General features: G+C 69.9%; 25 protein-coding genes. 10 read left to right on the forward strand and 15 right to left on the reverse strand.

From position 1 onward, the window contains the following. Position 1: 1 nt before the first annotated feature. From ABD770_RS10725 to sdhC, 6 genes are read right to left on the reverse strand one after another with little or no spacing between them, the layout of a single operon-like run. Complete coding sequence (locus ABD770_RS10725; RefSeq protein WP_344819548.1) at positions 2 to 916, reverse strand: exodeoxyribonuclease III; 915 nt, start codon at positions 914 to 916, stop codon at positions 2 to 4. A gap of 9 nt (positions 917 to 925) precedes the next feature. Then, positions 926 to 1,864, reverse strand: coding sequence for a YihY/virulence factor BrkB family protein (locus ABD770_RS10730; RefSeq protein ID WP_344819549.1), 939 nt, complete (start codon positions 1,862 to 1,864; stop codon positions 926 to 928). Between the two features lie 12 nt (positions 1,865 to 1,876). Continuing rightward, a complete protein-coding gene (locus ABD770_RS10735) occupies positions 1,877 to 2,635 on the reverse strand; it encodes a succinate dehydrogenase iron-sulfur subunit (RefSeq protein WP_344819550.1) in 759 nt (252 codons plus the stop codon). A gap of 2 nt (positions 2,636 to 2,637) precedes the next feature. Next, positions 2,638 to 4,443 (reverse strand): succinate dehydrogenase flavoprotein subunit, encoded by a 1,806-nt coding sequence (gene sdhA, locus ABD770_RS10740; RefSeq protein ID WP_344819552.1) that lies wholly within the window; start codon positions 4,441 to 4,443, stop codon positions 2,638 to 2,640. A gap of 21 nt (positions 4,444 to 4,464) precedes the next feature. Then, positions 4,465 to 4,908 (reverse strand): succinate dehydrogenase hydrophobic membrane anchor subunit, encoded by a 444-nt coding sequence (locus ABD770_RS10745; protein WP_344819553.1) that lies wholly within the window; start codon positions 4,906 to 4,908, stop codon positions 4,465 to 4,467. Beyond that, positions 4,908 to 5,333, reverse strand: a complete 426-nt coding sequence (sdhC, locus tag ABD770_RS10750) for a succinate dehydrogenase, cytochrome b556 subunit (RefSeq protein WP_344819554.1) — start codon at positions 5,331 to 5,333, stop codon at positions 4,908 to 4,910. Before sdhC ends, ABD770_RS10745 begins: the two co-directional genes overlap by 1 nt. Before the next feature lie 154 nt (positions 5,334 to 5,487). Between sdhC and ABD770_RS10755 the strand changes: the two genes are divergently transcribed. From ABD770_RS10755 to ABD770_RS10790, 8 genes are all read left to right on the forward strand, one after another. Then, on the forward strand, positions 5,488 to 6,600 hold the full coding sequence (locus ABD770_RS10755) for a mannose-1-phosphate guanylyltransferase (RefSeq protein ID WP_344819555.1): 1,113 nt from the start codon (positions 5,488 to 5,490) through the stop codon (positions 6,598 to 6,600). 163 nt (positions 6,601 to 6,763) lie between these two features. After that, a complete protein-coding gene (locus tag ABD770_RS10760; protein WP_344819556.1) occupies positions 6,764 to 7,885 on the forward strand; it encodes a BMP family lipoprotein in 1,122 nt (373 codons plus the stop codon). 73 nt (positions 7,886 to 7,958) lie between these two features. Continuing rightward, positions 7,959 to 9,473 carry an ABC transporter ATP-binding protein gene (locus ABD770_RS10765; protein ID WP_344819557.1) on the forward strand — a complete coding sequence of 505 codons (1,515 nt, stop codon included), beginning with the start codon at positions 7,959 to 7,961 and terminating at the stop codon, positions 9,471 to 9,473. Next, positions 9,470 to 10,747: an ABC transporter permease gene (locus ABD770_RS10770; RefSeq protein WP_344819559.1), complete on the forward strand. Its 1,278-nt coding sequence runs from the start codon at positions 9,470 to 9,472 to the stop codon at positions 10,745 to 10,747. The genes ABD770_RS10765 and ABD770_RS10770 overlap by 4 nt, the downstream gene beginning before the upstream one ends. Then, positions 10,744 to 12,018, forward strand: a complete 1,275-nt coding sequence (locus ABD770_RS10775; protein WP_344819560.1) for an ABC transporter permease — start codon at positions 10,744 to 10,746, stop codon at positions 12,016 to 12,018. Before ABD770_RS10770 ends, ABD770_RS10775 begins: the two co-directional genes overlap by 4 nt. A 15-nt stretch (positions 12,019 to 12,033) precedes the next feature. Continuing rightward, positions 12,034 to 12,432 carry a cytidine deaminase gene (locus ABD770_RS10780; protein ID WP_344819561.1) on the forward strand — a complete coding sequence of 133 codons (399 nt, stop codon included), beginning with the start codon at positions 12,034 to 12,036 and terminating at the stop codon, positions 12,430 to 12,432. After that, positions 12,429 to 13,721, forward strand: a complete 1,293-nt coding sequence (locus ABD770_RS10785; RefSeq protein ID WP_344819562.1) for a thymidine phosphorylase — start codon at positions 12,429 to 12,431, stop codon at positions 13,719 to 13,721. The genes ABD770_RS10780 and ABD770_RS10785 overlap by 4 nt, the downstream gene beginning before the upstream one ends. 32 nt (positions 13,722 to 13,753) lie before the next feature. Then, complete coding sequence (locus tag ABD770_RS10790) at positions 13,754 to 14,869, forward strand: adenosine deaminase (protein WP_344819563.1); 1,116 nt, start codon at positions 13,754 to 13,756, stop codon at positions 14,867 to 14,869. Between the two features lie 20 nt (positions 14,870 to 14,889). Here ABD770_RS10790 and ABD770_RS10795 read toward each other — a convergent pair whose 3' ends face one another. Genes ABD770_RS10795 through ABD770_RS10820 form a run of 6 tightly spaced genes read right to left on the reverse strand, consistent with a single transcriptional unit; the run spans position 14,890 to position 20,360 of the window. After that, the gene (locus tag ABD770_RS10795) at positions 14,890 to 16,047 is read right to left on the reverse strand and encodes a mannitol-1-phosphate 5-dehydrogenase (protein ID WP_344819564.1); all 1,158 of its coding nucleotides are present in this window, start codon (positions 16,045 to 16,047) and stop codon (positions 14,890 to 14,892) included. Continuing rightward, positions 16,044 to 16,478: a PTS mannitol transporter subunit IIA gene (locus ABD770_RS10800; RefSeq protein WP_344819565.1), complete on the reverse strand. Its 435-nt coding sequence runs from the start codon at positions 16,476 to 16,478 to the stop codon at positions 16,044 to 16,046. The genes ABD770_RS10795 and ABD770_RS10800 overlap by 4 nt, the downstream gene beginning before the upstream one ends. A 56-nt stretch (positions 16,479 to 16,534) precedes the next feature. Further along, positions 16,535 to 18,073: a PTS mannitol transporter subunit IIBC gene (locus ABD770_RS10805; protein ID WP_344819566.1), complete on the reverse strand. Its 1,539-nt coding sequence runs from the start codon at positions 18,071 to 18,073 to the stop codon at positions 16,535 to 16,537. Positions 18,074 to 18,109: 36 nt separating this feature from the next. After that, positions 18,110 to 19,765, reverse strand: coding sequence for a phosphoenolpyruvate--protein phosphotransferase (gene ptsP / locus ABD770_RS10810; protein ID WP_344819567.1), 1,656 nt, complete (start codon positions 19,763 to 19,765; stop codon positions 18,110 to 18,112). After that, positions 19,762 to 20,040, reverse strand: a complete 279-nt coding sequence (locus ABD770_RS10815; RefSeq protein ID WP_344819568.1) for an HPr family phosphocarrier protein — start codon at positions 20,038 to 20,040, stop codon at positions 19,762 to 19,764. The genes ptsP and ABD770_RS10815 overlap by 4 nt, the downstream gene beginning before the upstream one ends. Continuing rightward, positions 20,037 to 20,360 carry a PTS sugar transporter subunit IIB gene (locus tag ABD770_RS10820; RefSeq protein ID WP_344819569.1) on the reverse strand — a complete coding sequence of 108 codons (324 nt, stop codon included), beginning with the start codon at positions 20,358 to 20,360 and terminating at the stop codon, positions 20,037 to 20,039. Before ABD770_RS10820 ends, ABD770_RS10815 begins: the two co-directional genes overlap by 4 nt. 152 nt (positions 20,361 to 20,512) lie before the next feature. Between ABD770_RS10820 and ABD770_RS10825 the strand changes: the two genes are divergently transcribed. After that, positions 20,513 to 22,429, forward strand: a complete 1,917-nt coding sequence (locus tag ABD770_RS10825) for a BglG family transcription antiterminator (RefSeq protein WP_344819570.1) — start codon at positions 20,513 to 20,515, stop codon at positions 22,427 to 22,429. A gap of 4 nt (positions 22,430 to 22,433) precedes the next feature. On the opposite strand, the gene ABD770_RS10830 is transcribed toward ABD770_RS10825, so the two are convergent. Genes ABD770_RS10830 through ABD770_RS10840 form a run of 3 tightly spaced genes read right to left on the reverse strand, consistent with a single transcriptional unit; the run spans position 22,434 to position 25,206 of the window. Continuing rightward, positions 22,434 to 22,697, reverse strand: a complete 264-nt coding sequence (locus tag ABD770_RS10830) for an HPr family phosphocarrier protein (protein WP_344819571.1) — start codon at positions 22,695 to 22,697, stop codon at positions 22,434 to 22,436. A gap of 2 nt (positions 22,698 to 22,699) precedes the next feature. Next, positions 22,700 to 24,376 carry a phospho-sugar mutase gene (locus tag ABD770_RS10835; RefSeq protein WP_344819572.1) on the reverse strand — a complete coding sequence of 559 codons (1,677 nt, stop codon included), beginning with the start codon at positions 24,374 to 24,376 and terminating at the stop codon, positions 22,700 to 22,702. Further along, on the reverse strand, positions 24,373 to 25,206 hold the full coding sequence (locus ABD770_RS10840) for a purine-nucleoside phosphorylase (protein ID WP_344819573.1): 834 nt from the start codon (positions 25,204 to 25,206) through the stop codon (positions 24,373 to 24,375). The genes ABD770_RS10835 and ABD770_RS10840 overlap by 4 nt, the downstream gene beginning before the upstream one ends. 45 nt (positions 25,207 to 25,251) lie before the next feature. Here ABD770_RS10840 and ABD770_RS10845 point away from each other — a divergent pair, with 45 nt between their 5' ends. Beyond that, positions 25,252 to 26,700 (forward strand): NAD(P)H-quinone dehydrogenase, encoded by a 1,449-nt coding sequence (locus ABD770_RS10845; RefSeq protein WP_344819574.1) that lies wholly within the window; start codon positions 25,252 to 25,254, stop codon positions 26,698 to 26,700. The last annotated feature ends 10 nt before the right edge of the window (positions 26,701 to 26,710 follow it).

Genomic DNA, 26,710 nt, shown 5'->3' on the forward strand with positions numbered 1-26,710 from the left:
CCTATTTGTCGTAGGCGTAGTCGACGATCACGGGGGCGTGGTCGCTCCAGCGCTCCGCGTAGCTGTTCGCGCGGGCGACCGTGTATCCGGAGGCGCGGGCGGCGAGCGCCGGGGTGGCGAGGTGGTAGTCGATGCGCCACCCCGTGTCGTTGTCGAAGGCCTGGCCGCGCATCGACCACCAGGTGAACGGACCGTTGACCTCACCGTGCGCGGCGCGGCCCACGTCGATCCAGCCCAGACCCTCGCCGCCGTTCTCCGACGCGAACGGGCGCGTGTCGCTGAGCTTTCCGACCATGCCCCGTCCGATGCCCTCCTGCCCGACGACGGGCTCGCCCGCCGCCCCGAGGAAGCGGTCGAAGTAGGCGCGCTCACGCGCCAGGAAGCCGGACTTGCGGACGTTGCCCCGCCAGTTCAGGATGTCCAGCGGACGGTGCCCCACGTTGAGATCCCCCGTGACGAGGGCGAGCGCGTCGTCCGCGCCCAACTGCGCCATGCGCGGCCCCATCGCGTCGAGGAACTTCCACTTCTCGTCCTGCTTGGGCGTGTCGGCCTCGCCGGAGTGCACATAGGCGCTCACCACGGTAAGAAGGCGGTCGCCGAACTCGAAGTCGGCCTCCAGCCAGCGGCCCGCCGAGTCGAAGTCGTCCGGCCCCAGCGCCGTCCGCGAGGCGACGGCAGGGCGGCGGCTGAGCACCGCGACACCGGCGCGGCCCTTGGCCGTGGCGGGATCGTGCAGGATCGACCAGCCGGGGAACGCCTCCTCCACGTGCTCGTCCTGCGCGCGCACCTCCTGAAGCGTCAGGACGTCGACGTCGGCGTCGTCGAGCCAGGAGTGCATGCCCTTGCGCACGGCGGCGCGGATGCCGTTGACGTTGACGGTGGCGATGCGCAGACTGCGGTCGTGTCGATCGAGCATGCCACCAGCCTAACGAGGGCCCCCGACATCCGGCCGCACGAGGGGCTGACCTCGATCGTTCGCGCTCTGCGCGATCCACGAGGCCGCGACGAGGATCACGACGGCCACCGCGCGGCACCACAGCAGCAGCGCGACCATGACCGCGAACGTGGCCAGGAGGGGGTTACCGGGGGAGCGGGCGAACAGCAGACCCGCCCCGAGCTGCAGCACGGTCACCGCCGCACCGCCCAGCGCGGCACCCGGCCAGATGGTGCGCCAGGGCAGGGAGGTGCCGGTGAGGAACCGCACCAGCAGCGCGATGGCGGCCAGGTCGATGGCGACGACGACGATGACCGACGAACTGCGGACGATGACGTTGTACAGCGTGCTCGTGATGCCCAGCCCGAACAGGTCCAGCAGCTGCGTGAGAGCCCAGACGCCGCCCACGCTGACCGCCGCGCCCACGAGCAGCGCCAGCCCGAACGCGAGCGCGGCCGCGGCATCGGCCAGCTTCAGCAGCACGAAGCTGCGATCGTCGAACGGCAGGCCGAAGATGTCGCGCACCGCGCGTCGGGTGAACGTCACCGCGCTGATCGCCGTCCACAGCAGGACGACGGCGGCGATGAGCCCCGTCACGGTGAACGCACCCGTGACGGATCGGGCGATCTCGCTCATCTCGTCGGGGGTGGCGATGCCGCCCTCGCCGATGATGCCCGGCAGGTAGCTGTTGGCGATGCGGATGAGCGATTGCAGCGCGGCGTCATCTCCGCTGAGCCACACGCCCACGGCCGCGAAGGCGGCGTACACCAGCGCGAACAGCGCGAACAGCGCCTGGTAGGCCATTCCCGCCGACAGCAGGAAGCCGTTGCGCTGCAGGAAGCGCCGCCACACGCGCACGGGGAACAGGGCCGCCGTGCGACGCGCGAGGACAGCAGCGCGCCCGGCTGAGTCGATCAGTCGGGCGCGCATGCGTCGTGCGGGTCAGCGGCCGCGGCGCAGGACCGCCTGCTTGACCTCGGCGATGGCCTTGGTGACCTCGATACCGCGCGGGCAGGCCTCGGTGCAGTTGAAGGTCGTGCGACAGCGCCACACGCCCTCCTTGTCGTTGAGGATGTCCAGACGCACGTCGGCGGCGTCATCGCGGGAGTCGAAGATGAAGCGGTGCGCGTTGACGATCGCGGCGGGGCCGAAGTACTGCCCGTCGGTCCAGAACACCGGGCACGACGAGGTGCACGCCGCGCACAGGATGCACTTGGTGGTGTCGTCGAAGATCGCACGGTCGGCGACGGACTGGATGCGCTCCTTGCCCTTCTCCGGGGTGGAGTTGGCGATGAGGAACGGCTGGACCTCGCGGTAGGAGTCGAAGAACGGCTCCATGTCGACGATGAGGTCCTTCTCCAGCGGCAGGCCCTTGATGGCCTCGACGTAGATCGGCTTGGAGATGTCCAGATCCTTGATCAGGGTCTTGCAGGCCAGCCGGTTGCGACCGTTGATGCGCATGGCGTCCGAGCCGCAGATGCCGTGCGCGCAGGAGCGTCGGAAGCTCAGCGAGCCGTCGATCTCCCACTTGATCTTGTGCAGCGCGTCCAGCACGCGGTCCGTGGCGTACAGTTCCACGTCGTAGTCGACCCAGCGCGGCTCGGCGTCCTGCTCGGGGTCGAAGCGGCGGATGATGAAGGTGACGAGGAACGACTGCACACCGGAATCGTTGACCGGCACCTCTGCGACGGCGTTGGACATGCTCAGTACTTCCTCTCCATCGGCGGGTAATTCGTGATCACCACGGGTTTCCAGTCCAGCTTGATATGGTCGGTGGCATCCGAGGAATGCGGGTCGCCGACCAGGTACGCCATGGTGTGCTTCATGTAGTTCTCGTCGTCGCGGTTCGGATAGTCGTCGCGCATGTGGCCGCCGCGGCTCTCCTTGCGGTTGCGGGCGGCGTAGACGACGACCTCGGCGATGTCGAGCAGGAATCCCAGCTCGACGGCCTCGAGCAGGTCGGTGTTGAACCGCTTGCCCTTGTCATCGACGTGGACGTTCTTGTAGCGCTCGCGCAGCTCCTCGATGACGCCGAGGACGTGGGTGAGCGACTCCTCGGTGCGGAACACCTGCGCGCCCTTGTCCATCTCATCCTGCAGCTTCTTGCGGAGCGTTGCGACGCGCTCGGTGCCCTGGTTGGTGCGCAGGCCCTCCACCATGTCCCTCACGAAGGCCGCGGGGTCCTCCGGCAGCGGTACGAATTCGGCGTTCTTGACGTACTCGACGGCGTTGCGACCGGCGCGCTTTCCGAACACGTTGATGTCCAGCAGCGAGTTGGTCCCCAGGCGGTTCGAGCCGTGCACGGAGACGCAGGCGCACTCGCCGGCGGCGTACAGACCAGGCACGACGGTGTCGTTGTCGGCGAGCACCTGGGCGTCGTTGTTGGTCGGGATGCCGCCCATCGCGTAGTGCGCGGTGGGCATGACGGGCACGGGCTCGGTGACGGGGTCCACGCCGAGGTACGTGCGGGCGAACTCCGTGATGTCGGGGAGCTTGGTCTCCAGGACCTCCGCGCCCAGGTGCGTGCAGTCGAGGTAGACGTAGTCCTTGTGCGGGCCGGCACCGCGGCCCTCCTGGACCTCCTTGACCATGCTGCGGGCGACGATGTCGCGCGGGGCGAGGTCCTTGATGGTCGGTGCGTAGCGTTCCATGAAGCGCTCACCGGATGCGTTGCGCAGGATCGCGCCCTCGCCGCGTGCGCCCTCGGTGAGGAGGATGCCGAGACCGGCGAGACCGGTCGGGTGGAACTGGAAGAACTCCAGATCCTCCAGCGGCAGGCCCTTGCGCCACAGGATGCCGACGCCGTCGCCGGTCAGGGTGTGGGCGTTGGAGGTGGTCTTGAAGATCTTGCCGAAGCCGCCGGTGGCGAAGATGACGGACTTGGCGTGGAAGACGTGCAGCTCGGCCGTGGCGAGGTCGTACGCGACGACGCCGGCGACCTGCGTCGCGCCCTCGTCGTCCTTGACCGTGATGAGGTCGAGCACGTAGAACTCGTTGAAGAAGTTGATGCCCAGCTTCACGCAGTTCTGGAACAGCGTCTGCAGGATCATGTGGCCCGTGCGGTCCGCGGCGTAGCAGGCGCGGCGCACAGCGGCCTTGCCGTGCTCGGAGGTGTGGCCTCCGAACCGGCGCTGGTCGATCTTGCCCTCGGGCGTGCGGTTGAACGGCAGCCCCATGTTCTCCAGATCGATGACCGCGTCGATGGCCTCCTTGGCGAGGATCTCCGCGGCGTCCTGATCGACGAGGTAGTCCCCGCCCTTGACGGTGTCGTAGGTGTGCCATTCCCAGTTGTCGTCCTCGACGTTGGCGAGCGCGGCGGCCATGCCGCCCTGCGCCGCGCCGGTGTGGGAGCGGGTCGGGTACAGCTTGGAGATCACCGCGGTGCGGGCGTGCGGGCCCGCTTCGATCGCGGCGCGCATGCCCGCACCGCCTGCGCCGACGATGACGATGTCGAACTCGTGGTAGTGCACGCCGTCGCGCACGATGGAATCGGAGGTCTGAGTAGTCACTGTGTGTTCTGCCTTCTTCGTCTACTTGACCAGCGCCTGGCAGGTCTCCCACATGGCGCCGTCTTCGAGCACGCCGTTGCAGGGGTCGAATGTGAACACCACGAGGGTGCCGAGGATGATCAGGAGAGCGGCGGCCAGACCGAGCGCCCAGACCAGCACCTTGCGGACGCCTGCGTGGGTGACGTAGTCGTTCACGATGGTGCGCATGCCGTTCGCGCCGTGGATCAGGGCGAACCACAGCATCAGCACGTCCCACCACTGCCAGAACGGCGCGGCGTACTTGCCGGCGACGAAGCCGAAGTCGATGGCGTGTATGCCGCCGTCGAGCATGAGGTTGACGAACAGGTGCCCGAAGATGAGGACGATGAGGATGACGCCCGAGCCGCGCATGAACAGCCAGCCGATCTTCTCCAGGTTGGACTTGCGCGGGCGGCGCGCGACGGACGCGGCGACCTGAGCGGACATCAGTTTCCTCCTCCGAACGCGAACATGAGATGACGGGGCACGAAGCCCGCCATGATCACGACCCAGACGCCGATGACGATCCAGAACAGCTGGCGCTGGTACTTGGCGCCCTTGGACCAGAAGTCCACGAGGATGATGCGCAGCCCGTTGAACGCGTGGAAGGCGATGCCCGCCACGAGCACGACCTCCCCCAGCGCCATGATCGGGTTCTTGTAGGTGTTGATGACCGCGTTGTACGCCTCCGGCGAGACACGGATGAGAGCCGTGTCCAGCACATGCACCAGCAGGAAGAAGAAGATGGCGACTCCTGTGATGCGGTGCAGCACCCAGGACCACATCCCCTCACGTCCGCGGTACAGCGTCCCGCGCGGCGACTTCGAAGTGGTCTCGGATATCGATGGCGTCAAGCGTGTGCTCGTGGACACGTCGTTCTCCCTGTTCGATGCGACATCGGTCCGGTGCTCCTGCGCACGGCCGACTCCACCCATCCTATTCCCGTCACGCGGCCGGGGCGACGAAGGGCACCCTCAGTGCGCTCCGCCCGTGATCCGCGCCACATCGGCCGATAGGTTGGAGCGCATGGCGAGAATCGACGACTTCCACGCAGTGATCCCGGCGGGCGGGATCGGCAGCAGGCTCTGGCCGCTCTCTCGCGCGGACGCACCGAAGTTCCTGCACGACCTGACCGGGTCCGGGCATTCGCTGCTGCGCGACACCTGGGACAGACTGGAGCCCCTGACCGGTCCGGACCGGATCGCCGTGGTGACCGGCCGCGCCCACCGCGCGGCGGTGGAGGCCCAGCTGCCCGGCATCCCGGACGCCAACGTGTTCCTGGAATCCGAGCCGCGGGACTCGGCCGCGGCGATAGGTCTGGCCGCGGCGGTGCTGCACCGCCGCGATCCGGACGTGATCATCGGCTCCTTCAGCGCCGACCACGTCATCCGCGGCAGGCAGGTGTTCGAGTGGGCGGTGCAGCAGGCCGTGCAGGTCGCACGCGAGGGCTACATCGTCACGATCGGCATCCCGCCCACCGAGCCGTCCGTCGGATTCGGGTACATCAAGCGCGCCGGGGAGATCGTCGTGGACGGGGCGCCGGAGGCGACGCTCGTGGAGCGCTTCGTGGAGAAACCCGACCTCGCCACCGCGAAGGAGTACATCGCCGACCGGGACCACCTGTGGAACGCGGGCATGTTCATCGCGAGGGCGAGCGTGCTCCTGGAGGAACTGTCCGTCAACGAGCCCGAGCTGCACGCGGGACTCGTCGAGCTGGCCGCGGCGTGGGACGATCGCGACCTGCGCGGCCCGGCGGTGGACCGCATCTGGCCGCGGCTGAAGAAGATCGCGATCGACTACGCGGTGGCCGAGCCCGCCGCCGAGCGGGGCAGGCTCGCGGTGATCCCCGGCCACTTCGACTGGGACGATGTCGGTGATTTCGCCTCGCTCACCAAGCTCATCAACCACGGCCGCAAGAACGACCTGGCCGTGCTGGGGCCGCGGGCGCGGGTGCTCTCCGACGCGGCCAGCGGCATCCTCGTCAGCCAGACCTCGCGCGTGATCAGCCTGGTCGGGGTGAAGGACATCGTCGTCGTCGACACGGACGATGCGCTGCTGGTCACCACGGTCGAGAACGCGCAGCGCGTGAAGGGGGTCGTGGAGTCGCTCAAGCTCACGGGGCGCGGGGACGTGCTCTGAGCCGTCGATTCGTGCAGGCCGTCCCATCGGATCGACCACGATGTGTTGCGGGATTGTAACCATTTGCCAGCACAGATGCCCGGAAGATGCGCAGAAGCGTAACGGTGGGTAACTTGGAGCGACCCGCGATGTCCGCGGGACTGAACTCCTGGGGAGGCAAACAGTGCCCATCTCTATGACCAAGAGGATGCTCGGCGTGACCATCGCTGCCGGCGTCGCCCTCGCCCTGGCCGGCTGCGGCCAGGCCCCGACCACGGAGAAGACCGCGGACGCGGACGGCCAGTCGGTGGCGAACGACTTCAAGCCCTGCATCGTCTCCGACGACGGCGGTTGGAACGACAAGTCGTTCAACGAGTCCGCCAAGAACGGCATCGACAAAGCCGCATCCGAGCTCGGCGTGAAGGCGGTGGACGTGGAGTCCTCCTCCGAGAGTGACTACGCGCCCAACATCGACAACCTGCTGGGACAGAACTGCACCCTGATCATCTCGGTCGGGTTCAAGCTCTCCGCCGACACGATCAAGGCGGCCACCGCGAACCCCGACGTCGACTTCGCCATCATCGACGACGGTGCCGACGCCGACGAGGACGGTAAGCCGGATGCGCCGAACATCAAGCCCATCCTCTTCGATACCGTCCAGGCCGCCTACCTCGGCGGATACGCGGCGGCGGCGTGGTCGCACCAGAACGGCGTCGACAAGGTCGGCACCTTCGGCGGCCTGCAGATCCCGTCGGTGGCCATCTTCATGGACGGCTTCATCGAGGGCGTCCAGGGGTACAACATGGACAACAGCGTCGATGTGAAGACCTTCGGCTGGGACGTCGCCGCGCAGAAGGGTTCCTTCACCGGGGGCTTCGACGCCAACGACACCGCCAAGCAGACGGCCAAGGGCATCCTGGACCAGGGCGCGGACGTGATCCTTCCCGTCGGCGGCCCGATTTACAAGAGCGCCGCAGCGGCGATCAAGGACAGCGGCAAGGATACCCTGATGCTGGGCGTGGACTCCGATCTCGCGGTCGCAGACTCCTCGGTCGCCGACATCACGCTGGTGTCGGTCATGAAGCGCATCGACACGGCCGTGTACGACACCGTGAAGTCGGCTTCGACCGGCAACATGGACTTCACGCCATACATCGGCACCCTCGAGAACGACGGTGTCGGGCTGTCCGGCTTCCACGACTTCGAGTCCGAGCTCCCCGAGGGGCTGACCTCCAAGCTTGACGAGTTGAAGAAGCAGATCATCGCCGGCGACCTCAAGGTCGCGTCGGCGAACTCGCCGAAGTAGGACAGCAGTGCGATCGTTGAGCGGGGTCCGTTTCGGGCCCCGCTCAACGATCTTCTGCGGATAGGGTGCAAACATGAAGCTCGAACTGCGCTCGGTCACCAAGCGGTTCGGCAGCCTCGTCGCCAACGATCACATCGATCTCGAGCTGCGCAGCGGGGAGATCCACGCGCTGCTCGGCGAGAACGGCGCGGGGAAGTCGACGCTGATGAACGTGCTGTACGGCCTGTACCAGGCGGATGAGGGCGAGATCCTCATCGACGGGGTGCCTCAGCACTTCCGCGGACCCGGTGACGCCATCGGCGCCGGCATCGGGATGGTGCATCAGCACTTCATGCTGATCCCCGTCTTCACGGTGGCGGAGAACCTCATGCTCGGGCACGAGCAGACAAGGGGCCCCGGCATCCTGGATCTCGCGGCCGCCCGCCGTAAGGTGAAGGAGGTCGCCGACCGCTTCGGCTTCCGCATCGATCCGGATGCCAGGGTCGAGGACCTGCCGGTCGGCGTGCAGCAGCGGGTGGAGATCGTCAAGGCGCTCGTGCACAACGCGCGCATCCTGATCTTCGACGAGCCCACGGCCGTGCTGACCCCGCAGGAGACCGACGAGTTCATGGCCATCATGCGCCAGCTGCGTGACGAGGGCACGGCGATCGTGTTCATCACGCACAAGCTGCGCGAGGTCCGCGAGGTCGCCGACCGCATCACCGTCGTGCGGTTGGGAAAGGTCATCGGCGAAGCCAGTCCCTCGGCATCCAACTCCGAGCTGGCGTCTATGATGGTCGGCCGCTCGGTCGAGCTGACCGTGCACAAGGACCCGGCGACCCCGGGGGAGGGCGGCCTGACCGTCCGCGACCTGCAGGTGCTCGCCGAGGACGGCTCCGTCATGGTGGACCGCATCGGCTTCGACGTGCGTCCCGGCGAGGTCCTCGCCATCGCGGGGGTGCAGGGCAACGGGCAGACCGAGCTCGCCGAGGCGATCGTGGGCCTGCAGTCCCGGGTCAGCGGGTCGATCAGGCTCGACGGCATCGAGCTGGTGGGTCGCAGCGTGCGCGCGGTGCTCGACGAGGGTGTCGGCTTCGTGCCGGAGGATCGCCAGATCGACGGGCTGGTCGGCAGCTTCACGGTGGCGGAGAACCTCATGCTCGACCGCAGCTCCGACCGGGTCTTCCTCTCGCGCGGCACCATCCGCCGGCGTGTGCTGGATGCGTTCGCGAAGGAGAAGATCCGCGAGTTCGACATCCGCACTCAGGGCCCGGGCAGCCCCGCAGGCTCCCTCTCGGGCGGCAACCAGCAGAAGGTCGTCATCGCACGGGAGCTCAGCCGCGAACTCAGGCTCCTGCTGGCCTCACAGCCCACCCGTGGCGTGGACGTGGGGTCGATCGAGTTCATCCACAAGCGCATCATCGCCACACGAGACGCCGGCGTTCCGGTGATCGTCGTCTCCAGCGAGCTCGACGAGGTCGTCGCACTCGCCGACCGGATCGCGGTGATGTACCGCGGGGCCATCGTCGGCGTGGTTCCCGCCGACACGCCGCGTGATGTCCTGGGCCTGATGATGGCAGGAGTGAACCCGATGGAGGACGCCGCATGAGCGACCGAGTGCCAGGAGCGGACGGCATCGCCGAGGCGCCGCGCTCGAACCAGCTGATCCGTGAGATGCTGAGAAGCTCCGTGACGACCACCGTGCTCGCGATCGTCGTGTCGATGGTGGTCGGTGGGATCCTCATCGCCGCGACGAACGAGAACGTTCAGACCACCGCCGGCTACTTCTTCGCCCGTCCTGGCGACATGCTCGGGGCGAGCTGGGATGCCGTGTCCGGCGGCTACTACGCACTCTTCCAAGGCTCGATCGTCAACCCCGACGCGACGTCCTTCGTGCGCTTCATCAGGCCGCTGACCAACACTCTCGGTTTCGCGGCGCCGCTGATCGCCGCCGGGCTGGGGGTGGCGCTGGCGTTCCGCGCCGGCCTGTTCAACATCGGCGCCCGCGGCCAGATGCTCGTCGCCTGCGCGGCGGCGGCGCTGGCCACCTTCGGGCTGGAACTGCCGACGTGGATCCACCTCCCGCTGACTCTGGCCGCCGGAATCGCCGGCGGGGCGATCTGGGGCTGGATCGCCGGGCTGCTGAAGGCCCGCACGGGTGCGCATGAGGTGATCGTGACGATCATGCTCAACTTCGTCGCCCTGTATCTGGTGCGGTGGATGATCCGCACCCCCGACCTGCTGCAGAAGCCCGGCACCAACCAGCCGATCTCGGCGGCGACACCGGAGTCGGCGCAGTTCCCGCCGCTGTTCGGCGCGCAGTTCCCGCTGTTGAACTGGGGCTTTCCGACCGTGATCGTCGCTGCGGTGTTCGTCTGGTGGCTGATCGAGCACTCCAGTCTGGGCTTCCGCCTGCGCGCGGTCGGGGAGAACCCGAACGCGGCTCGGGCCGCCGGGATCAGCGTGCAGCGGATGTACGTGTACGCGATGCTCTTCGCCGGGGGACTGGCGGGGCTGGCCGGCATGAACCAGATCCTGGGCTCGGTCACCAGCGGTTTCGGCGACGGCATCGACGCGGGGATCGGATTCGATGCGATCACGGTCGCACTCCTGGGCCGCAGCCGTGCCTGGGGCACCGTGTGGGCCGGGCTGCTGTTCGGGGCGTTGAAAGCGGGGTCGTTCACCATGCAGGCCGCGCAGGGCATCCCCGTGGACATCGTGCTGGTGGTCGAGTCGATGATCGTGCTGTTCATCGCGGCGCCGCCGCTGGTGCGTACCATCTTCGGCCTGCCCAAGGACGACAGTGACCGTTCCGCCAAGGGCAGGGCCAGGGCCGCACGCCGGCGCGCGATCGTCGAGGAGAGCAAGGCGATGGTGTCATGATGGTCGTACTCGAGAGGGAGTCCCTCGAACCGGCGCTCGTGCGCACCCGGCACTTCAAGCTCCCGATCACACTGACCGCGGTGGTCGTGCTGCTGGGCCTGCTGTTCGCGCTGTCCCCGGTGACGGGTCAGAGCGTCTTCCGAATCGGCGACGGCACGTCTGTGGCGCTGGACGACGTGCGGTTGCCCTCCGCCGCGACGACGTGGGTCGTCTGGACGATCATCGTGCTGCTGACGGCATGGACCTGGGTGGATGCCGGGCTGTACCGCCGCCCCCGGCTGTGGCTGCCGATCGTCTACGCGCTGCTGGCCGTGTTCGCGTTCCTGACCTGGGCCGCGCAGGACGGCGGCGTCGTACCTGTCGCGGGCACGCTCGCGGGGGCGCTGTCGCTGTCGGTGCCGCTGGTCTACGGCGCGCTGGCCGGAGTGATCGGCGAGCGGGGTGGCGTGGTGAACATCGCCATCGAGGGCCAGCTGCTGCTCGGTGCGTTCGCCGCTGTGCTCCTCTCCAGCGTCACACACAGTCCGTTCGTCGGGCTGATCGGAGCCATGATCGGCGGCGTCCTGGTGGCGTTCGTGCTCGCGGCGTTCTCGATCCGGTACCTGGTCGACCAGATCATCGTCGGCGTCGTGCTCAACGTGCTCGTGTCGGGGCTGACCGGGTTCCTCTACGGTGCGCTGCTGGCGCCGAACGAGGCGGCGCTGAACTCCGCGGCGACCTTCGACAAGTGGCCGATCCCGCTACTGGCCGACATCCCCGTCCTCGGGCCGGTGCTGTTCAACCAGACCTTCATCGTCTACCTGATGTACGTCATCGTCGCACTCGTCTCCTGGGGCCTGTACCGCACCCGCTGGGGTCTGCGGCTGAGGTCGGTGGGCGAGCACCCACAGGCGGCCGACACCGTCGGCATCCGGGTGAACCCGACGCGGTTCTGGAACGTCCTTCTGGCCGGTGCGATCGCCGGGGCGGGCGGCGCGTACTTCACGCTGGTCTCCGTCCCGCAGTTCACCAAGGACATGACCGCGGGACTCGGCTTCATCGCCCTGGCCGCAGTCATCTTCGGAGGCTGGAACCCGATCAGGGCGACGCTGGCCGCGCTGCTGTTCGGTTTCGCGACCAACCTGCAGAACCTGCTCACCGTGCTCAAGACGCCGATTCCCAGCGAGTTCATGCTGATGCTGCCGTACGTGGTCACGATCCTCGCGGTCGCGGGCTTCGCCGGGCAGATCAAATCCCCCGCGGCCGACGGCAAGCCGTACATCAAGGCCTAGGAAGCAGGACCCGCCATGACCGACATCGACTGGGATGAGCTGCGGCAGGTCGCCGCGGAGGCGATGCAGAAGGCGTACGCGCCGTACTCGCGTTACCGGGTGGGCGCCGCCGCCCTCGTCGACGACGGGCGCATCGTCGCGGGATGCAACGTGGAGAACGCCTCCTACGGGGTGACACTGTGCGCGGAGTGCGCGCTGGTCGGGGATCTGTTCATGTCCGGCGGGGGCAGACTCGTCGCGTTCGTGTGCGTGAACGGCGAGGGGCGGACCGTCATGCCCTGCGGCCGCTGCCGTCAGCTGCTGTTCGAGCACTCCAGCCCCGACATGCTCCTGGAGACGGTCTCCGGCATCCGCACGATCGACGAGGTGCTCCCCGACGCGTTCGGGCCCCGCGATCTGGAGGAGGCGCGGTGAGTGTGGAACCGTTCGACGCCGTCGACGTCATCCGCATCAAGCGCGACGGCGGCGCGGTCGCCGACGCGCCGCTGCGCTGGATGATCGACGCGTACACCCGCGGGTACGTCTCGGACGCGCAGATGGCGTCCTTCGCGATGGCCGTGCTGCAGCGCGGCATGGATCGCGACGAGATCCGCGTGATGACGGATGCGATGATCGCGACGGGCGAGCGGATGAGCTTCGCCGCCCTCGGCAAGCGCACGGTGGACAAGCACTCCACGGGCGGTGTGGGCGACAAGATCACCCTGCCGCTGGCGCCGCTGGTGGCGTCGTTCGGGATCGCGGTGCCGCAGCTGAGCGGCCGGGGCCTCGGACACACCGGTGGCACGCTCGACAAGCTCGAGTCGATCCCCGGCTGGCGCGCGGCGCTGAGCAACGAGGAGATGTTCGCGCAGATGCAGGGCGAGGTCGGGGCGGTCATCTGCGCGGCGGGTTCGGGACTCGCCCCCGCCGACAAGAAGCTGTACGCGCTGCGTGACGTCACCGGCACGGTCGAGGCGATCCCGCTGATCGCATCGAGCATCATGTCGAAGAAGATCGCCGAGGGAACGGATGCCCTGGTGCTGGACGTGAAGTTCGGCAACGGCGCGTTCATGCAGGACATCGATCGGGCTCGCGAGCTCGCCCGCACCATGGTGGCGCTGGGCACGGACTCGGGGGTGGCGACGACGGCGCTGCTCACCGACATGAACACCCCGCTGGGGCTCGCGATCGGCAACGCCAACGAGGTGCGCGAATCGGTGGAGGTGCTCGCCGGCGGAGGGCCGACCGATGTGCGCGAACTGACCCTCGCCCTGGCGCGGGAGATGCTCGCCCTGGCCGGGCGGCCGGATGCCGATGTCGAGGCGGCACTCGACGACGGACGCGCCATGGACTCCTGGCGGGCCATGATCCGCGCCCAGGACGGCGATCCGGACGCCGCACTGCCCATGGCGCGGGAGACGCACGTCGTCACGGCTGAGCGCGATGGGATCGTGACCCGCATGGACGCCCTGTCCTTCGGCATCGCCGCCTGGCGCCTGGGCGCCGGGCGGGCGCGGGCGGAGGACCCCGTCATCCACGCGGCCGGCATCGACCTCGCCGTCAAGCCCGGCGACCGCGTGACCGCGGGACAGCCGCTGTTCACGCTGTCCGCGGATGATGACGCGCGCTTCGCGCGTGCGCTGGCCGCACTGGACGGCGCGTACGGGATCGGGCAGGATGCCCCGGCGCCCGCGCCCATCGTGCACGAGCGCATCACCGCGTGAGAAACCCGCCGCCCCATCATCACGGAGATCCCATGAGCATCGACCAGCACGACGACATGACGGTGCAGGGGGCGTCCCTGCGCGACCTGCCCAAGATCTCGCTGCACGACCATCTCGACGGCGCGCTGCGCCTGTCGACGATCCTCGACCTCGCCGCCGACGCGGGCGTCGACGTCCCCGCGACGGATGCGCCCGGGCTGCGACGCTGGTTCGCCGAGCGCAGCCGCTCCGGCTCTCTCGTGGAGTACCTGACGGCGTTCACCCTCACCACCGCCGTCATGCAGACCGAGGAGGCGCTCACGCGCATCGCGCGCGAGTACGTCCTGGACCTCGCCGAGGACGGCGTCATCCACGGCGAGGTGCGCTGGGCGCCCGAGCAGCATGTGCGCGGCGGACTCACCCCCGAGCAGGCCGTCGCCGCCGTCGGACGCGGCATCGCGGAGGGGGAGGACGAGGCCGAGGACACCGGGTACAGCATCCGCGTCACGCAGATCCTCTCCGCCATGCGGCAGGACGACCGCTCCCTGCAGATCGCCCGGCTGGCGGTGGCCAACCGCGAGCGCGGCGTGGTCGGGTTCGACATCGCCGGGCCCGAGGACGGGCATCCCGCCTCCGCGCATCGTGCGGCATTCGACTATCTGGCAGCCGAGTTCCTCCCGGTCACCGTGCACGCCGGCGAGGCGGCGGGCCCCGCATCCATCCGCTCCGCGCTCATCGACGGGCGCGCGCTGCGCCTGGGGCACGGCGTGCGCATCGCGGAGGATCTGCAGCTCGTGGGCCGGGAGGGGGACGAGGTGCAGGTGCAGTTCGGGGATCTCGCGCGCTGGGTGCGCGACAGGGAGATCCCGCTGGAGCTCTCGCCCACCTCGAACCTGCAGACCGGTGCGATCGCGCAGTGGGGCGACGAGTTCGCCGACCACCCCTTCGACCTGCTCCATCAACTGGGCTTCTCCGTCACCGTGAACACCGACAACCGCACGGTCAGCGGCACGACCCTCACCCGGGAGCTCGGGCTGCTCGTGGACGCGTTCGACTACGACCTCGACGACCTCGAGGAGTTCCAGTTCAACGCCGCCTCCGCCGCGTTCCTGCCCGTGGAGGAGCGCGAGGAGCTCGTGGAGATGATCGCCGACGGCTTCCGGCGCTGAGCCGAAGCCCAGCCGGCGACTCAGCCGGCGGCCACCTCGGCGGCCCGCGCGACGAACGCCTCACGGACGGCGGGGAACAACGGATGCCCGGCGTCGAGCCCCGTCACCTCGGAGGCCAGCGACTCGGCGTCCTCGGCGCGCAGCCGCGCCTGCAGCGTCGCCGACTCCTCATCCGTGGGCACGTCGAAGGCCAGCGCGGCCCGGACGGCCACCAGCAGTGCGTCGACGCTGAGCCCCCGCTCGACGGCCTCGGCGGCCGGCCCGATGAATCTCTCGTGGCGGGACAGCTTGCGCAGCGGCTGACGGCCCACGCGCTGCACGGTGTCGGGGAGCGCCGGGTTCGCGAAGCGGCGCAGGATGGTCGCCCGGTACTCGGCCAGCTCGGCGGGGTCCAGCCCGTGCTTGGCCGACAGCAGCGCGGAGGTCTCCTCCAGCGCGGCGGCGACCTGGGCGGTGATGCCGTCATCGGCGAGCGCATCGGAGATGCGCTCGATGCCCGCCTGTGCGCCGAGGTACGCGGTCGCGGCGTGACCGGTGTTGACCGTGAACAGCTTGCGCTCGATGTACGGCGCGAGGTCGTCCACGAAGTGCGCACCGGGGATGTGCGGGGGCGTGTCCCCGAAGGGCCCGCGCTCGATGGCCCACTCGTAGAACGGCTCCACGGTGACGTCGATGCCGGCGCCTTCGGGCTGGCCGGGGACGATGCGGTCCACGGCGGTGTTGGCGAACACGGCACGGGCCGACAGGACCCCCCATTCGTCGCCGGCGCGCTCGGTGATCTCCGCGCGGAGCAGGTCGGTCGCGCCGATCGCGTTCTCGCAGGCCATGACCTGCAGGGGCGCGGCGCCCGGGTCGCGACGACGCAGTGCGTCGAGGATCGGAGCCGCCACGAAGCGCAGCACGGTGGGCCCCACCGCGGTGGTCACGACATCGGCATCCGCGATCTCGGCGACGAGCCCGCCGGGATCGGCCGCGCTGTCGATGGCGCGGAAACCGGTGACCCGTGTGTCGGCGCCGCCCTCGCCCACTTCGTGCACGGTGTAGTCGTCCGCGGCGTTGATGGCGTCGACCAGCGCGGTGGCCACGTCCGAGAACACCAGCTCATAGCCGCCCTGATGCAGCAGCAGGCCGACGAAGCCGCGCCCGATGTTCCCTGCGCCGAAGTGGACGGCCTTCATGACTCGTTCACCGCCGAGAGCAGCTCGAACAGCTCCTCGGGCGTGGCGGCGGCGTTCAGCCGCGCGACGTCGTCCTCGTCGGAGAAGAGGATGGCGATCTGGGAGAGGATCTCCAGGTGGCCGCCGTCCTTGCCGGCGATCCCGATCACGAACGTCGCGTTCTCGCCGGCCCAGTCGACGCCGCCGTCATAGCGGGTCACACTGAGTGCGGAGGAGAGCATGGCGTCCTTGGCGTCGTTGGTCCCGTGCGGGATCGCCAGGCCGTTGCCCATGAAGGTCGAGGCGGTCAGCTCGCGCTGGCGCATCGCCTCCAGGTAGTCGTCGGTCACCGCACCGGCGGCGACGAGCTGTCCGGCGGCCTCGCGCAGGGCCTCGTCCTGCGTGGCGGAGCCGGGGTGGATGCGGACGCGATCCAGGGTGAGAACGCTCATGAGAAGTCCTTTCGTGGTGATGGCGGGCCGGGCGCGCGCCCGGCCCGCCGGTCTGTCTACGATTCCTTCTGGTCCCGGACCATGTCCACGACCTCGTCGTACTTCGGCGAGTTCATGAAGTTGTCCACGGACACATGCAGCGAGTCCGGCGACTGCGCCTTCGCGCGGTCGGTCAGCTGCTGCTGGGTGATGACCAGATCGGCCGTGCCGTCGAGGTTCGCGATCGCCTGGTTCGTGACCGAGACGCCCTCGATGCCCGCCTTCTTGATCTTGTTGCGCAGCACGCTCGCGCCCATCGCGGAGGAGCCCATGCCCGCATCGCAGGCGAACACGATGCTCTCGATGCGCCTGGTGGCCACGGCTGCCGGCGCGGCGGCGCTGGCAGCGAGGTTCGACAGGGTGCTGGAGGACTTGCCCTTGTTGCTCTCGGTCTGTGCGATGGCCGCGGCGAACGCGGCATCGCCGTCGGCGGCGAGGTCGCGCTTGCGGCTGGCGAGCAGGAACAGGGAGCAGACGATGAACGTGACCGCGGCGGCGAGGATCACCGACAGGATCACCCCCACGTGGCTGCCGGGTGCGATCTGGATGAGCACCGCGAAGATCGAGCCGGGAGCGGCGGGTGCGACCAGACCGGACTGGAAGATGACGTTGGTGAGCACGCCCGTCGCACCACCGGCGATGAGGCCGACGATGAGGGACGGCTTGGCCAGCACATACGGGAAGTACACCTCGTGGATGCCGCCGAGGAACTGGATGATGGCCGCTCCGGGGGCGGTGGCGCGGGCGGCGCCCACGCCGAACACGGTCAGCGCCATCAGCATGCCCAGGCCGGGTCCGGGGTTCGCCTCGATGAGGAACAGCAGGCTCTTGCCGGTCTCGGCGGACTGCTCGCTGCCCAGCGGTGTGAACACGCCGTGGTTGATGGCGTTGTTCAGGAACAGCACCTTGGCGGGCTCGACGATGATGCTCGCCAGCGGCAGCAGCTGGGTGTCCACCAGCCAGCCGACGGCGCTTCCGAGCAGGTCGGTGACCCACTTCATGACCGGTGCGAGCCAGAAGAAGGAGGCCAGCGCCGTGACGAAGGCGATGAAGCCGGCCGAGAAGTTGTTCACCAGCATCTCGAAGCCGGGCTTGATCTTGTCCTGCCAGGGCTTCTCGAACCACTTCAGGATGAGGGCGGAAAGGGGGCCGGCGATCATGGCACCGAGGAACATCACGGTGCCCTCGGCCCCCACGATCACGCCGAACGCCGCGACCGCGCCGGTGACGCCGCCGCGGACGTCGTAGACCATCCGACCGCCGGTGTAGGCGATCAGCAGCGGCAGGAGGTAGTTGATGATGGGGCCGACGAGGCCCGTGTAGTCCACGTCGCCGATGGTTCCGCCGCCGAGGACGGCGGAGTCCGCCCAGCGCCAGGCCTCGACGGGGCCGTCGTTGCCGACCCAGCCCTGGTCGATGAACAGGGCCGTGATGAGGCCCCAGGCGATGAAGGCGGCGATGTTCGGCATGATCATGCCGGAGAGGAATGTGCCGAACTTCTGTACGCGGACGCGGAATCCGCCCGGCTGCTGCACGGCAGGTGACGTCGTCGTCATGATGTCATCTCTTTCTGGTTGGGATTCGGGAATGGGTCAGATCTGCGCGGCGGCCTGCGCGGCCGCGCGCGCCGCGGCCGCATCGTCGGCGTCCGCCGCTGCGGCGGCGATGCGCCGGGCGTCGTCGAGACTGTGCTGGGAGAGGGACCGGCGCACGTCGGCCAACGCGGCGGGGGCCATGGACAGGCTCGTCGCGCCGAGACCGACGAGCACGACGGCCAGCAGCGGGTCGGCGGCGGCCTCGCCGCAGATGCCGACGGGCTTGCCCGTGCGCGCTCCGGCGTCACCCACCTCGCGCACCAGCCGGAGCACAGCGGGATGCCAGGGGTCCTGGAACGACGCCACCGATCCCAGCAGCCGGTCGGCGGCCATCGTGTACTGGGTGAGGTCGTTGGTGCCGATCGAGGCGAAGTCCGCGTGCGCGAGGACCCGATCGGCCAGCAGGGCGCTGGCGGGCACCTCGACCATGACCCCGGCGGTCTTCAGCCCGTACTCGCGGGCGAGGGCCGTGAAGTACGCGGTCTCCTCGACCGTGGTCACCATCGGGGCCATGACCCACAGGTCGGCCGCGGTGGCGGCATCCGCCTCGGCGAGGGCGGTGAGCTGCTCGCGCAGGATGTCCTCGCTGGCGCGCAGGGCGCGCAGCCCTCGCAGGCCCAGCGCCGGGTTCTCCTCGTGCGCGTCGTTGAGGAACGCCAGCGGCTTGTCCGCGCCGGCGTCCAGCATCCGCACGACGACCTTCCTGCCCTCGAAGGGCCGCAGCAGCTCGATGTAGGCCTCCCGCTGCTGCTGGATCGTCGGCGCCTGCGCGGAGGACAGGAACAGGAACTCGGTGCGGAACAGGCCCACGCCCTCCGCCCCGCGCGCCACGGCGTCGGCGGCGTCGCCCGGCTTGCCGAGATTGGCCAGCAGCGCGATCGCCGTGCCGTCGGCCAGGGCGCCGGGGGTGGCGGGCGCGGCGCCGGCGGCGGCCCGGGCGGCGATGCGCTCGGCAGCCACGGCGAGCTCGGCCTCCGTCGGGGAGTCGTTCACGGTGCCGGCGGCGGCGTCGACGATCACGGTCCGGCCGTCCTCGAGGGAGGACGCGTCGGCCGCGCCGACGACGGCGACGATGCCCTTCTCGCGGGCGAGGATGGCGGTGTGCGAGGTCGGCCCGCCGTCGGAGGTGATCAGCGCCAGCACCTGGTCCAGGTCCAGCAGCGCCGTGTCGGCGGGGGCGAGGTCGCGGGCGACGAGGACGAACGGATGCCCGGGGTCGGGCACGCCGGGAGCGGGGACGCCCTGCAGCCGGGCGAGCACGCGCTGGGCGATGTCCTCGAGATCCGCCGCGCGCTCGCCGAGATAACCCCCCACGGCCTCGAGGGTGGCGCGGAACCCGGCGAAGGCGTCGTGCACGGCCCACTCCGCCGTCGTGCCCTCATCGATGCGCGTGTCGATCTCATCCATCAGTGTGGGGTCCTCGGCGATCATCGCCTGGGCCTCGAGCACCTCCGCGGCAGCGCCCCCGGCGGAGTCCGCCCGCTGCTGGAGGTCTGCGGCGACGGCCGTCACGGCGCTGCGCACGCGCTCGCGCTCGGCCGCCGCACCCGCCGTGCTGTCGGTCCTCTCCGGGGCGGGCAGGGCCTCGGTCATGCGCACGACCGGGCCTGTGGCGATGCCCTGCCCGATGCCGACGCCGCGCAGGGTGCTCATGCCGCCTCATCGTGGTCGGTGGTGAGCACCTCGGCGAGCTCGTCCAGCACGGCCTCGGCGTTCTCGCCGTCGGCGGTCAGCACCACGTGATCGCCGAAGTCGATGCCGAGGGCGACGACGGCGAGGATGCTGGCCGCGTTGACGGGCTCGCCGGAGTCCTTGGCGATGGTCACCGGGATGCCCGACTCCTTCGCCTTCTGCGCGAAGAGCTTGGCGGGGCGCGCGTGCAGTCCGTGCGAGGATCCGACGCGGACGGTGCGGGAGATGGCGGTCATGGGGTGTCCTTCCGGTCGTGCGGCGCGGCCATCGCGTCGCGGAGGAGGCGCAGCGTGCGGCTGCCGTCGAAGTCGGTGAAGGAGTCCTCGGGGAGGACGATGACGCGGACGCGGGAGGCCAGCGACGCGCGGATGGTGTCGGCGTGATCGGCGATGTGCGGCCCCACCAGCACCGCATCGATCCCCACGGCCGAGCGCGCGGTGCGCTCGGTGCCCGCCTCGGCCGTCCAATCCAGCCCGGCCGCCGACGCCGCGCCGGACAGCCGCTGCGCGACGAACGTGCTGGACGCGCCGGCACCGCAGACGACGAGAATCCGCATCGATCCTCCTTTCACGATTCCATGACAGCGGAGTTCCCAGCGTTCTTCCAGCAACGTTCTTTCCGCCCCTCCGGAATGCGCGTCCGCGCCCGGGCCGGCCGTGCGGCTGGCATCATGGAGGCGCAGGGATCATCGGCGAGGAAGGCGGGCGGATGTCGCGTCAGCGTCAGGACCGGATGCTGGCCGTGCTGCGCCGGGAGGGCACGTGGGTGACCGCCGCGAGCCTCGCCGACCAGCTCGGGGTGACCCCGCGCAGCATCCGCTCCTACGTCGTCGCACTCAACGCGAGGACACCGGGGGGCGATGCCGTCGAGTCGGGGCCCGCCGGCTACCGCGCGGGCGCGAGTGCGGCGGACGCCGCCGAGACGCCCGGCGGGCAGGACACCCCGCGGGCGCGACTGCATCAGCTGATCCGGAAGCTCGTCGATGCGGCCGAGGGCATCGACGTGTACGACACCGCCCTGGAGATGCACGTCAGTGAGACCACGCTGGAGAACGATCTGGCGCGAGTGCGCGGCCTGCTCGACGGCGGGGAGGTGGTGCTGGAGCGCGACCACGACCGGGTGCGCCTGCGCGGCGACGAGCAGGCCCTGCGGCGTCTGCTCAGCAGGCTCGCGCAGGACGAGATGGACGCCGGCCCGCTGCGTCCCGACGCGCTGCAGCGCGCACTGGCGCCCTCCGCCGTCCCGGCGGCCGAGGTGGGGCCGTTCAAGGCCGCGCTGGTGCGGGAGCTGGGCGAGCTCGGCTACTACGTCAACGAGCTCGCCATCAGCGACGTGCTGCTGCACATCACGATCGCCGCCGAGCGGGTGGCCGCCGGTCGCGCACTGGGCGCGCGCGCCGACGATCCCGACGAGGCCGTGACGGCCGTCGGTGAGGCCATCGCCCGGCTCGCGCAGCGGCATTTCGGCGTGGCCCTGGGGGACGGCGATCGGGAGCACCTGGCCAATCTCGTCCTCACACGCGTGGTGACCCCGGGCGAGCAGCTCGGCCGGCGCGCCTCGCACATCGTCGACCCGGGTGTGGAGCAGGCCGTGCGCGCGGAGATCGAGCAGGCTGCGCGCGACTACCAGGTCGACCTCGTCGACGACGCGTTCATCGTGCGTCTCGCGCTGCACGTGCAGAACCTGCTCCGCCGCTCGCAGGAGCGCGCATGGACGCGCAACCCGCTCACCCAGTCGCTGAAGTCCTCCTATCCGATGATCTTCGACGTCGCGGTGTCGATCGCGAGCGGCCTGCACGACCGCCTGGGTGTTCCGCTCCAGGAGGACGAGATCGCCTACATCGCGATGCACGTCGGCGGACGACTGGAGCGCAGCAGGGCCGCCGACGCGATCCTCACCGCGACGATCGTGTGCCCCGGCTACCAGGAGCTGCAGGAGCTGCTGCGCTCCAGCGTGGACAGGTCGCTGGGCCGGCTCATCGAGGTGGTGCGACTGGACACCAGCATGGATCCGGACTGGGGCGCGCTGGACACCGATCTCGTGCTCAGCACGATCCCCGCCGCGGGCCCCGACGAGCGGGTGGTGCGCATCACGCCGTTCCTGGGCGAGGCCGACATCGAGCGCGTGCAGCAGGCCGCCGCCCGCATCCGCAGGGCCAGGAGGCTGAGCCGGCTGCGGGAGGAGCTGCAGCGCTACTTCTCCGCCGACGCGTTCCTCGCACCGGTGCCGGATGCCGGGGAGGAGGTCATCATCCGGAGGCTGGGCGGGATGCTCGTCGAATCCGGGTTGATCGGCGAGGACTACATCGAGAACAGCATCATGCGCGAGCGGATGTCGTCCACGGCGTTCACGGATGCCCTCGCCGTGCCGCACGCGCTGGCGATGACCGCACGACGTACGGCCATCGCCATCGGGATCGCCGACGGCTCGGTGGCGTGGGGGGAGGGACGCGTGCAGGTGGTGGCGCTCGCCGCCTTCAGCGAGGACGACCGCGACGCGTTCCAGACGGTGTTCGAGCAGCTCGTCGAGGTGTTCAGCGAGCGCGAGAGCGTGCAGCGCATCGTGCGCAGGGCGACGGACTTCGACGCGTTCCTGGACGAGCTCGTCGCCGTCATCGACGGCTGACCGGTCAGCTTCTCGCGCCCAGCACGGCTGCGAGGGCGTCCAGCAGGGTCGCGGCGCCGGGGGAGTCGGCGACCTCGAAGGTCACCTCGTCCCCGGCGGCGATGGCCAGATCCATGACCGCCAGCACGCTGGTCAGCTCGGCGGACCCTCCGGTCGCCGTCGACACGAGCACGGGGGAGCCGTGCGTCTGCGCCAGACGTGCCAGCTCGGCGACCGGGCGGGCGTGCGCTCCCTCGTCGACGCCGACCGTGACCCGTCTGCGCAGCATGCTCAGCCCCGTTCCGCGAGCAGGTCCCGCACGGCGGTCTCCAGGTCCGCCACCGCGGCGGCGGCCTCGGTCGCCGAGTCCGCTCTCGAGTCGATGTACGCCTTGAGCTTGGGCTCGGTGCCGCTGGGCCGGATGACCACCCGCGAGCCGTCGCCGAGCCGGTAGCGCAGCACATCGCCGACGGGCATGTCTCCGCTTCCGCGGGAGAGGTCGTCCGCGGCGGTGACGGCGCGTGCGCCGAAGGATGCGGGCGGGTCGGCGCGCAGCGAGAGCATGAGCCCGGAGATGATCGACAGATCCTCCACACGCACGGACACCTGACCGCTCGCGTAGTGCCCGATCTGCGCCCCCAGCTCCTCGAGGAGCCCGGCGATCGTCGTGCCGCGCACCCGGGCGTCGGAGGCGAGCCGCAGCATGGCGACGGCGGCGGAGATGCCGTCCTTGTCGCGCACGGTCTGCGGATTCACGAGGTACCCCAGCGCCTCCTCGAAGCCGTACACGAGGTGCGGCGCCCGGGAGATCCATTTGAAGCCGGTGAGGGTCTCGTGGAAGTCCAGTCCATGCCTGGCCGCGATCGCTCCCAGCCCCGGCGAGGACACCAGCGAGCAGGCGAGCGACGCCCCCGTCGCGTGCGGGGCGTCCTGCGCGGCCCGCCAGCCCAGCAGCAGACCCACCTCGTCGCCGGTCAGACGGCGCCACCCGCCCTCGGCGGCGGCGTCCGGGATCGCGACGGCCAGACGGTCGGCATCCGGGTCGTTGGCGATGATGAACTCGGCGTCGACCTCCCTGGCGCGTTCGAACGCGAGGTCCAGCGCGCCGGGCTCCTCCGGGTTGGGGAACGGCACGGTGCGGAAGGTCGGATCCGGGTCGCGCTGTGCGTCCACGACGCGCGGTGCGGGGTACCCCGCGCTCCGCACGACGCGGGAGAGGGTCTCCCAGCCCACGCCGTGCATGGCCGTGTACACCCAGCGCATCTCCTGGACCCCGTACGGCGCGTGCGCGACGGCCGCCGTCGCGGCGACGTACGCGTCCACGACCTCCTCCGCGGCGATCTCGTAGGACTCGGAGCGCGGCAGCAGGCCGATGTCTCCGACATCCGCGACGCGCTGGATGTGCGCGGCGATCTCGGCATCCGCCGGCGCGATGATCTGGGAGCCGGCATCGGCGCCGCCCAGGTACACCTTGTACCCGTTGTCGTCGGGCGGGTTGTGGCTCGCGGTCACCATGACCCCGGCATCGGCCTCCAGATGTCGGACGGCGAACGCCAGCACAGGGGTGGGCAGCAGCCTCGGCAGCAGGATCGCCCGCAGCCCGGCGCCCGCGAAGAGCTCGGCCGAGTCCAGCGCGAAGCGGCGCGAGCCGCGGCGCCCGTCGTAGCCGATCACGACCGTGGGGATGCGGCTGCCGCGCTGCAGGAGGTAGCCGGCGAGACCGGCGGCGGCCTGGGCGACGAGGACCCGGTTCATCCGGTTGCTGCCGGCGCCCAGCGCCCCGCGCAGACCCGCTGTGCCGAACGCCAGCCGGGTGGCGAACCTGTCGTCCAGATCCGCCGCCGCCGAGGCGTCGCCGGAGGCGGCCCGGGTGATGATTCCCGCCAGCTCGTCCCGGGTCTCCGGATCGGGATCCTGACGCAGCCAGGCGCGGGCCTGTGCGAGCCGCTCCGCGGCGAGGGCGTTCACAGCGCCTCGATCACGCGGGCGAGCAGCGAGGAGATGACGGGCTCGGCCCGCCGACCCGCCTCGATGACCTCCGCATGGCTGAGCGGAGTCCGCTGGATGCCTGCGGCGAGGTTCGTGATGAGCGAGAAGCCCAGCACCTCCATGCCCGCCTCGCGGGCGGCGATGGCCTCCAGTGCCGTGGACATGCCCACGATGTCCCCGCCGATCCGCTTGGCCATCTGCACCTCCGCCGGCGTCTCGTAGTGCGGACCGCGGAACTGGGTGTACACGCCCTCGTCGAGGGTCGGGTCGACCGACCGCGCGATGTCCCGCAGCCGCTTGGCATACAGATCGGTGAGATCGACGAAGGTCGCTCCCTCCAACGGCGAATCCGCCGTGAGGTTGATGTGATCGCTGATGAGCACGGGCTGGCCCGCGCGCCAGCTCTCCCTGATACCGCCCGCACCGTTGGTGAGCACCATGATCGTCGCGCCCGCGGCGGCGGCCGTGCGCACCGAGTGCACGACCCGGCGCACGCCGTGTCCTTCGTAGTAATGCGTGCGGGCGCCGATCACCAGCACACTGCGGCCGTCTGCGGTGCGGATGCTGCGCAGTGTGCCGACATGCCCCTCCAGCGCGGGACGGGAGAACCCGGTGACCCCGGTGGCGGGGACTGTCGCGACGGTCTCGCCGATGAGCTCGGCCGCCTTCCCCCAGCCCGACCCCAGTGTCACGGCGATGTCGTGATGGTCGACTCCGGTCAGCTGCGCGATGTCGTCGGCGGCCTGTGCGGCGATGTCGGACGGATCGATGTCCGGGTCATCGAGGGGATGCGTGAGAGTGTCGTGCATGAGACCACTCTAGGAATGTGCAGGGCGCACTGCCAGTACGGAAGAATGGAGAGCATGTCTCAGACTTCCTTCGCCAACCGGCAGAGCGTGGCCGTCCTCGGTGGCGGCCCCGGCGGGTATGAAGCAGCACTCGCCGCGGCCCAGCTGGGTGCCGAGGTGACCCTCGTCGAACGTGTCGGGGTGGGCGGATCCGCCGTGCTCACCGACGTCGTGCCGTCCAAGAGCCTGATCGCCACGGCCGATGCGGCGGTCGCCATCGCCGAGGCCAGCGACCTGGGCGTGCAGTTCTACGCCAAGGGGGCGAACGGCAAGCCGCTCAAGCCGGAGATCGCCATCAACCTCGCGGCCGTCAACAAGCGCCTGCTGGCCCTGGCCGGGCAGCAGTCCGAGGACATGCGCACGACTCTGCTCGACGCGGGCGTGCGCCTGTTGTCCGGTCACGGGAGGCTGGAGGGTCCGAACGCGATCGTCGTGTCCACCGGTCCCGGTGGGACGGACTTCGATCGCGTCGAGGCCGACACCGTCGTGGTGTCCGTGGGCGCGTCGCCTCGTGAGTTGGACTCCGCCCGGCCCGACGGGGAGCGGATCCTCACCTGGACCCAGCTGTACGACATGAAGGCGCTGCCCGAGCATCTGATCGTGGTGGGCTCCGGCGTCACGGGCGCGGAGTTCGCCTCGGCGTACATGAACCTCGGCGCGAAGGTCACGCTGGTCTCCAGTCGTGAGCAGGTGCTGCCCGGTGAGGACGGCGACGCGGCGAAGGTGCTGGAGAAGGTCTTCAAGCGCGGGGGCATGCAGGTGCTCTCGAAGTCGCGCGCGGAGAAGGTCGAGCGCACCGACGACGGCGTCATCGTCACGCTCTCGGACGGCCGCACCGTCGAGGGCAGCCACTGCCTGATGGCGGTGGGCTCGGTCCCCAACACCTCAAACATCGGCCTGGAGGAGGCCGGCGTCGAGCTGACCGAGTCCGGGCACGTCCGGGTCAACCGGGTGGCGCGCACCTCGGTGCCGAACGTGTACGCGGTCGGCGACTGCACGAACTTCTTCCCGCTGGCCTCCGTCGCCTCCATGCAGGGGCGCACGGCGGTCTTCCACGCGCTCGGCGACATCGTCATCCCGCTGGAGCAGCGCAAGATCACGGCGAACATCTTCACCGCGCCCGAGATCGCGACGGTCGGGTTCTCGGAGCAGGACATCGAGAACGGCGCCGCGGACGGCATCGCCTACAAACTGCCGCTGGCGGCCAACCCGCGGGCGAAGATGATGGGGATCAAGGACGGCTTCGTCAAGGTCATCGCGCGCAAGGGCTCGGGCACCGTCATCGGTGGCGTCATCGTCGCACCCAAGGCGTCGGAGCTCATCTACCCGCTGGCCATCGCCGTCGAGCGCAGGCTCAACGTCGACCAGGTCTCCCGGGTGTTCGCCGCCTACCCGTCGCTGTCCAGCAGCATCACCGACGCGACGCGCGCCATGCACCTGGTCAACATCGGCTGAACGAGGGCCC

It is taken from the genome of Microbacterium soli, assembly GCF_039539005.1.
GTDB lineage: Bacteria > Actinomycetota > Actinomycetes > Actinomycetales > Microbacteriaceae > Microbacterium > Microbacterium soli.

Bases quoted from the DNA above. Each gene is read 5' to 3' on its own strand.
- ABD770_RS10825 (WP_344819570.1), top strand. From the start codon at position 20,513: ATGTCGCGTCAGCGTCAGGACCGGATGCTGGCCGTGCTGCGCCGGGAG.
- ptsP (WP_344819567.1), bottom strand. From the start codon at position 19,765: ATGAGCACCCTGCGCGGCGTCGGCATCGGGCAGGGCATCGCCACAGGC.
- ABD770_RS10845 (WP_344819574.1), top strand. From the start codon at position 25,252: ATGGAGAGCATGTCTCAGACTTCCTTCGCCAACCGGCAGAGCGTGGCC.
- ABD770_RS10735 (WP_344819550.1), bottom strand. From the start codon at position 2,635: ATGTCCAACGCCGTCGCAGAGGTGCCGGTCAACGATTCCGGTGTGCAG.
- ABD770_RS10730 (WP_344819549.1), bottom strand. From the start codon at position 1,864: ATGCGCGCCCGACTGATCGACTCAGCCGGGCGCGCTGCTGTCCTCGCG.
- ABD770_RS10805 (WP_344819566.1), bottom strand. From the start codon at position 18,073: ATGACGACGACGTCACCTGCCGTGCAGCAGCCGGGCGGATTCCGCGTC.
- ABD770_RS10780 (WP_344819561.1), top strand. From the start codon at position 12,034: ATGACCGACATCGACTGGGATGAGCTGCGGCAGGTCGCCGCGGAGGCG.
- ABD770_RS10840 (WP_344819573.1), bottom strand. From the start codon at position 25,206: ATGCACGACACTCTCACGCATCCCCTCGATGACCCGGACATCGATCCG.
- ABD770_RS10755 (WP_344819555.1), top strand. From the start codon at position 5,488: ATGGCGAGAATCGACGACTTCCACGCAGTGATCCCGGCGGGCGGGATC.
- ABD770_RS10830 (WP_344819571.1), bottom strand. From the start codon at position 22,697: ATGCTGCGCAGACGGGTCACGGTCGGCGTCGACGAGGGAGCGCACGCC.
- ABD770_RS10745 (WP_344819553.1), bottom strand. From the start codon at position 4,908: ATGTCCGCTCAGGTCGCCGCGTCCGTCGCGCGCCGCCCGCGCAAGTCC.
- ABD770_RS10795 (WP_344819564.1), bottom strand. From the start codon at position 16,047: ATGAAGGCCGTCCACTTCGGCGCAGGGAACATCGGGCGCGGCTTCGTC.
- ABD770_RS10765 (WP_344819557.1), top strand. From the start codon at position 7,959: ATGAAGCTCGAACTGCGCTCGGTCACCAAGCGGTTCGGCAGCCTCGTC.
- ABD770_RS10770 (WP_344819559.1), top strand. From the start codon at position 9,470: ATGAGCGACCGAGTGCCAGGAGCGGACGGCATCGCCGAGGCGCCGCGC.
- ABD770_RS10775 (WP_344819560.1), top strand. From the start codon at position 10,744: ATGATGGTCGTACTCGAGAGGGAGTCCCTCGAACCGGCGCTCGTGCGC.
- ABD770_RS10790 (WP_344819563.1), top strand. From the start codon at position 13,754: ATGAGCATCGACCAGCACGACGACATGACGGTGCAGGGGGCGTCCCTG.
- ABD770_RS10820 (WP_344819569.1), bottom strand. From the start codon at position 20,360: ATGCGGATTCTCGTCGTCTGCGGTGCCGGCGCGTCCAGCACGTTCGTC.
- ABD770_RS10725 (WP_344819548.1), bottom strand. From the start codon at position 916: ATGCTCGATCGACACGACCGCAGTCTGCGCATCGCCACCGTCAACGTC.
- ABD770_RS10800 (WP_344819565.1), bottom strand. From the start codon at position 16,478: ATGAGCGTTCTCACCCTGGATCGCGTCCGCATCCACCCCGGCTCCGCC.
- ABD770_RS10815 (WP_344819568.1), bottom strand. From the start codon at position 20,040: ATGACCGCCATCTCCCGCACCGTCCGCGTCGGATCCTCGCACGGACTG.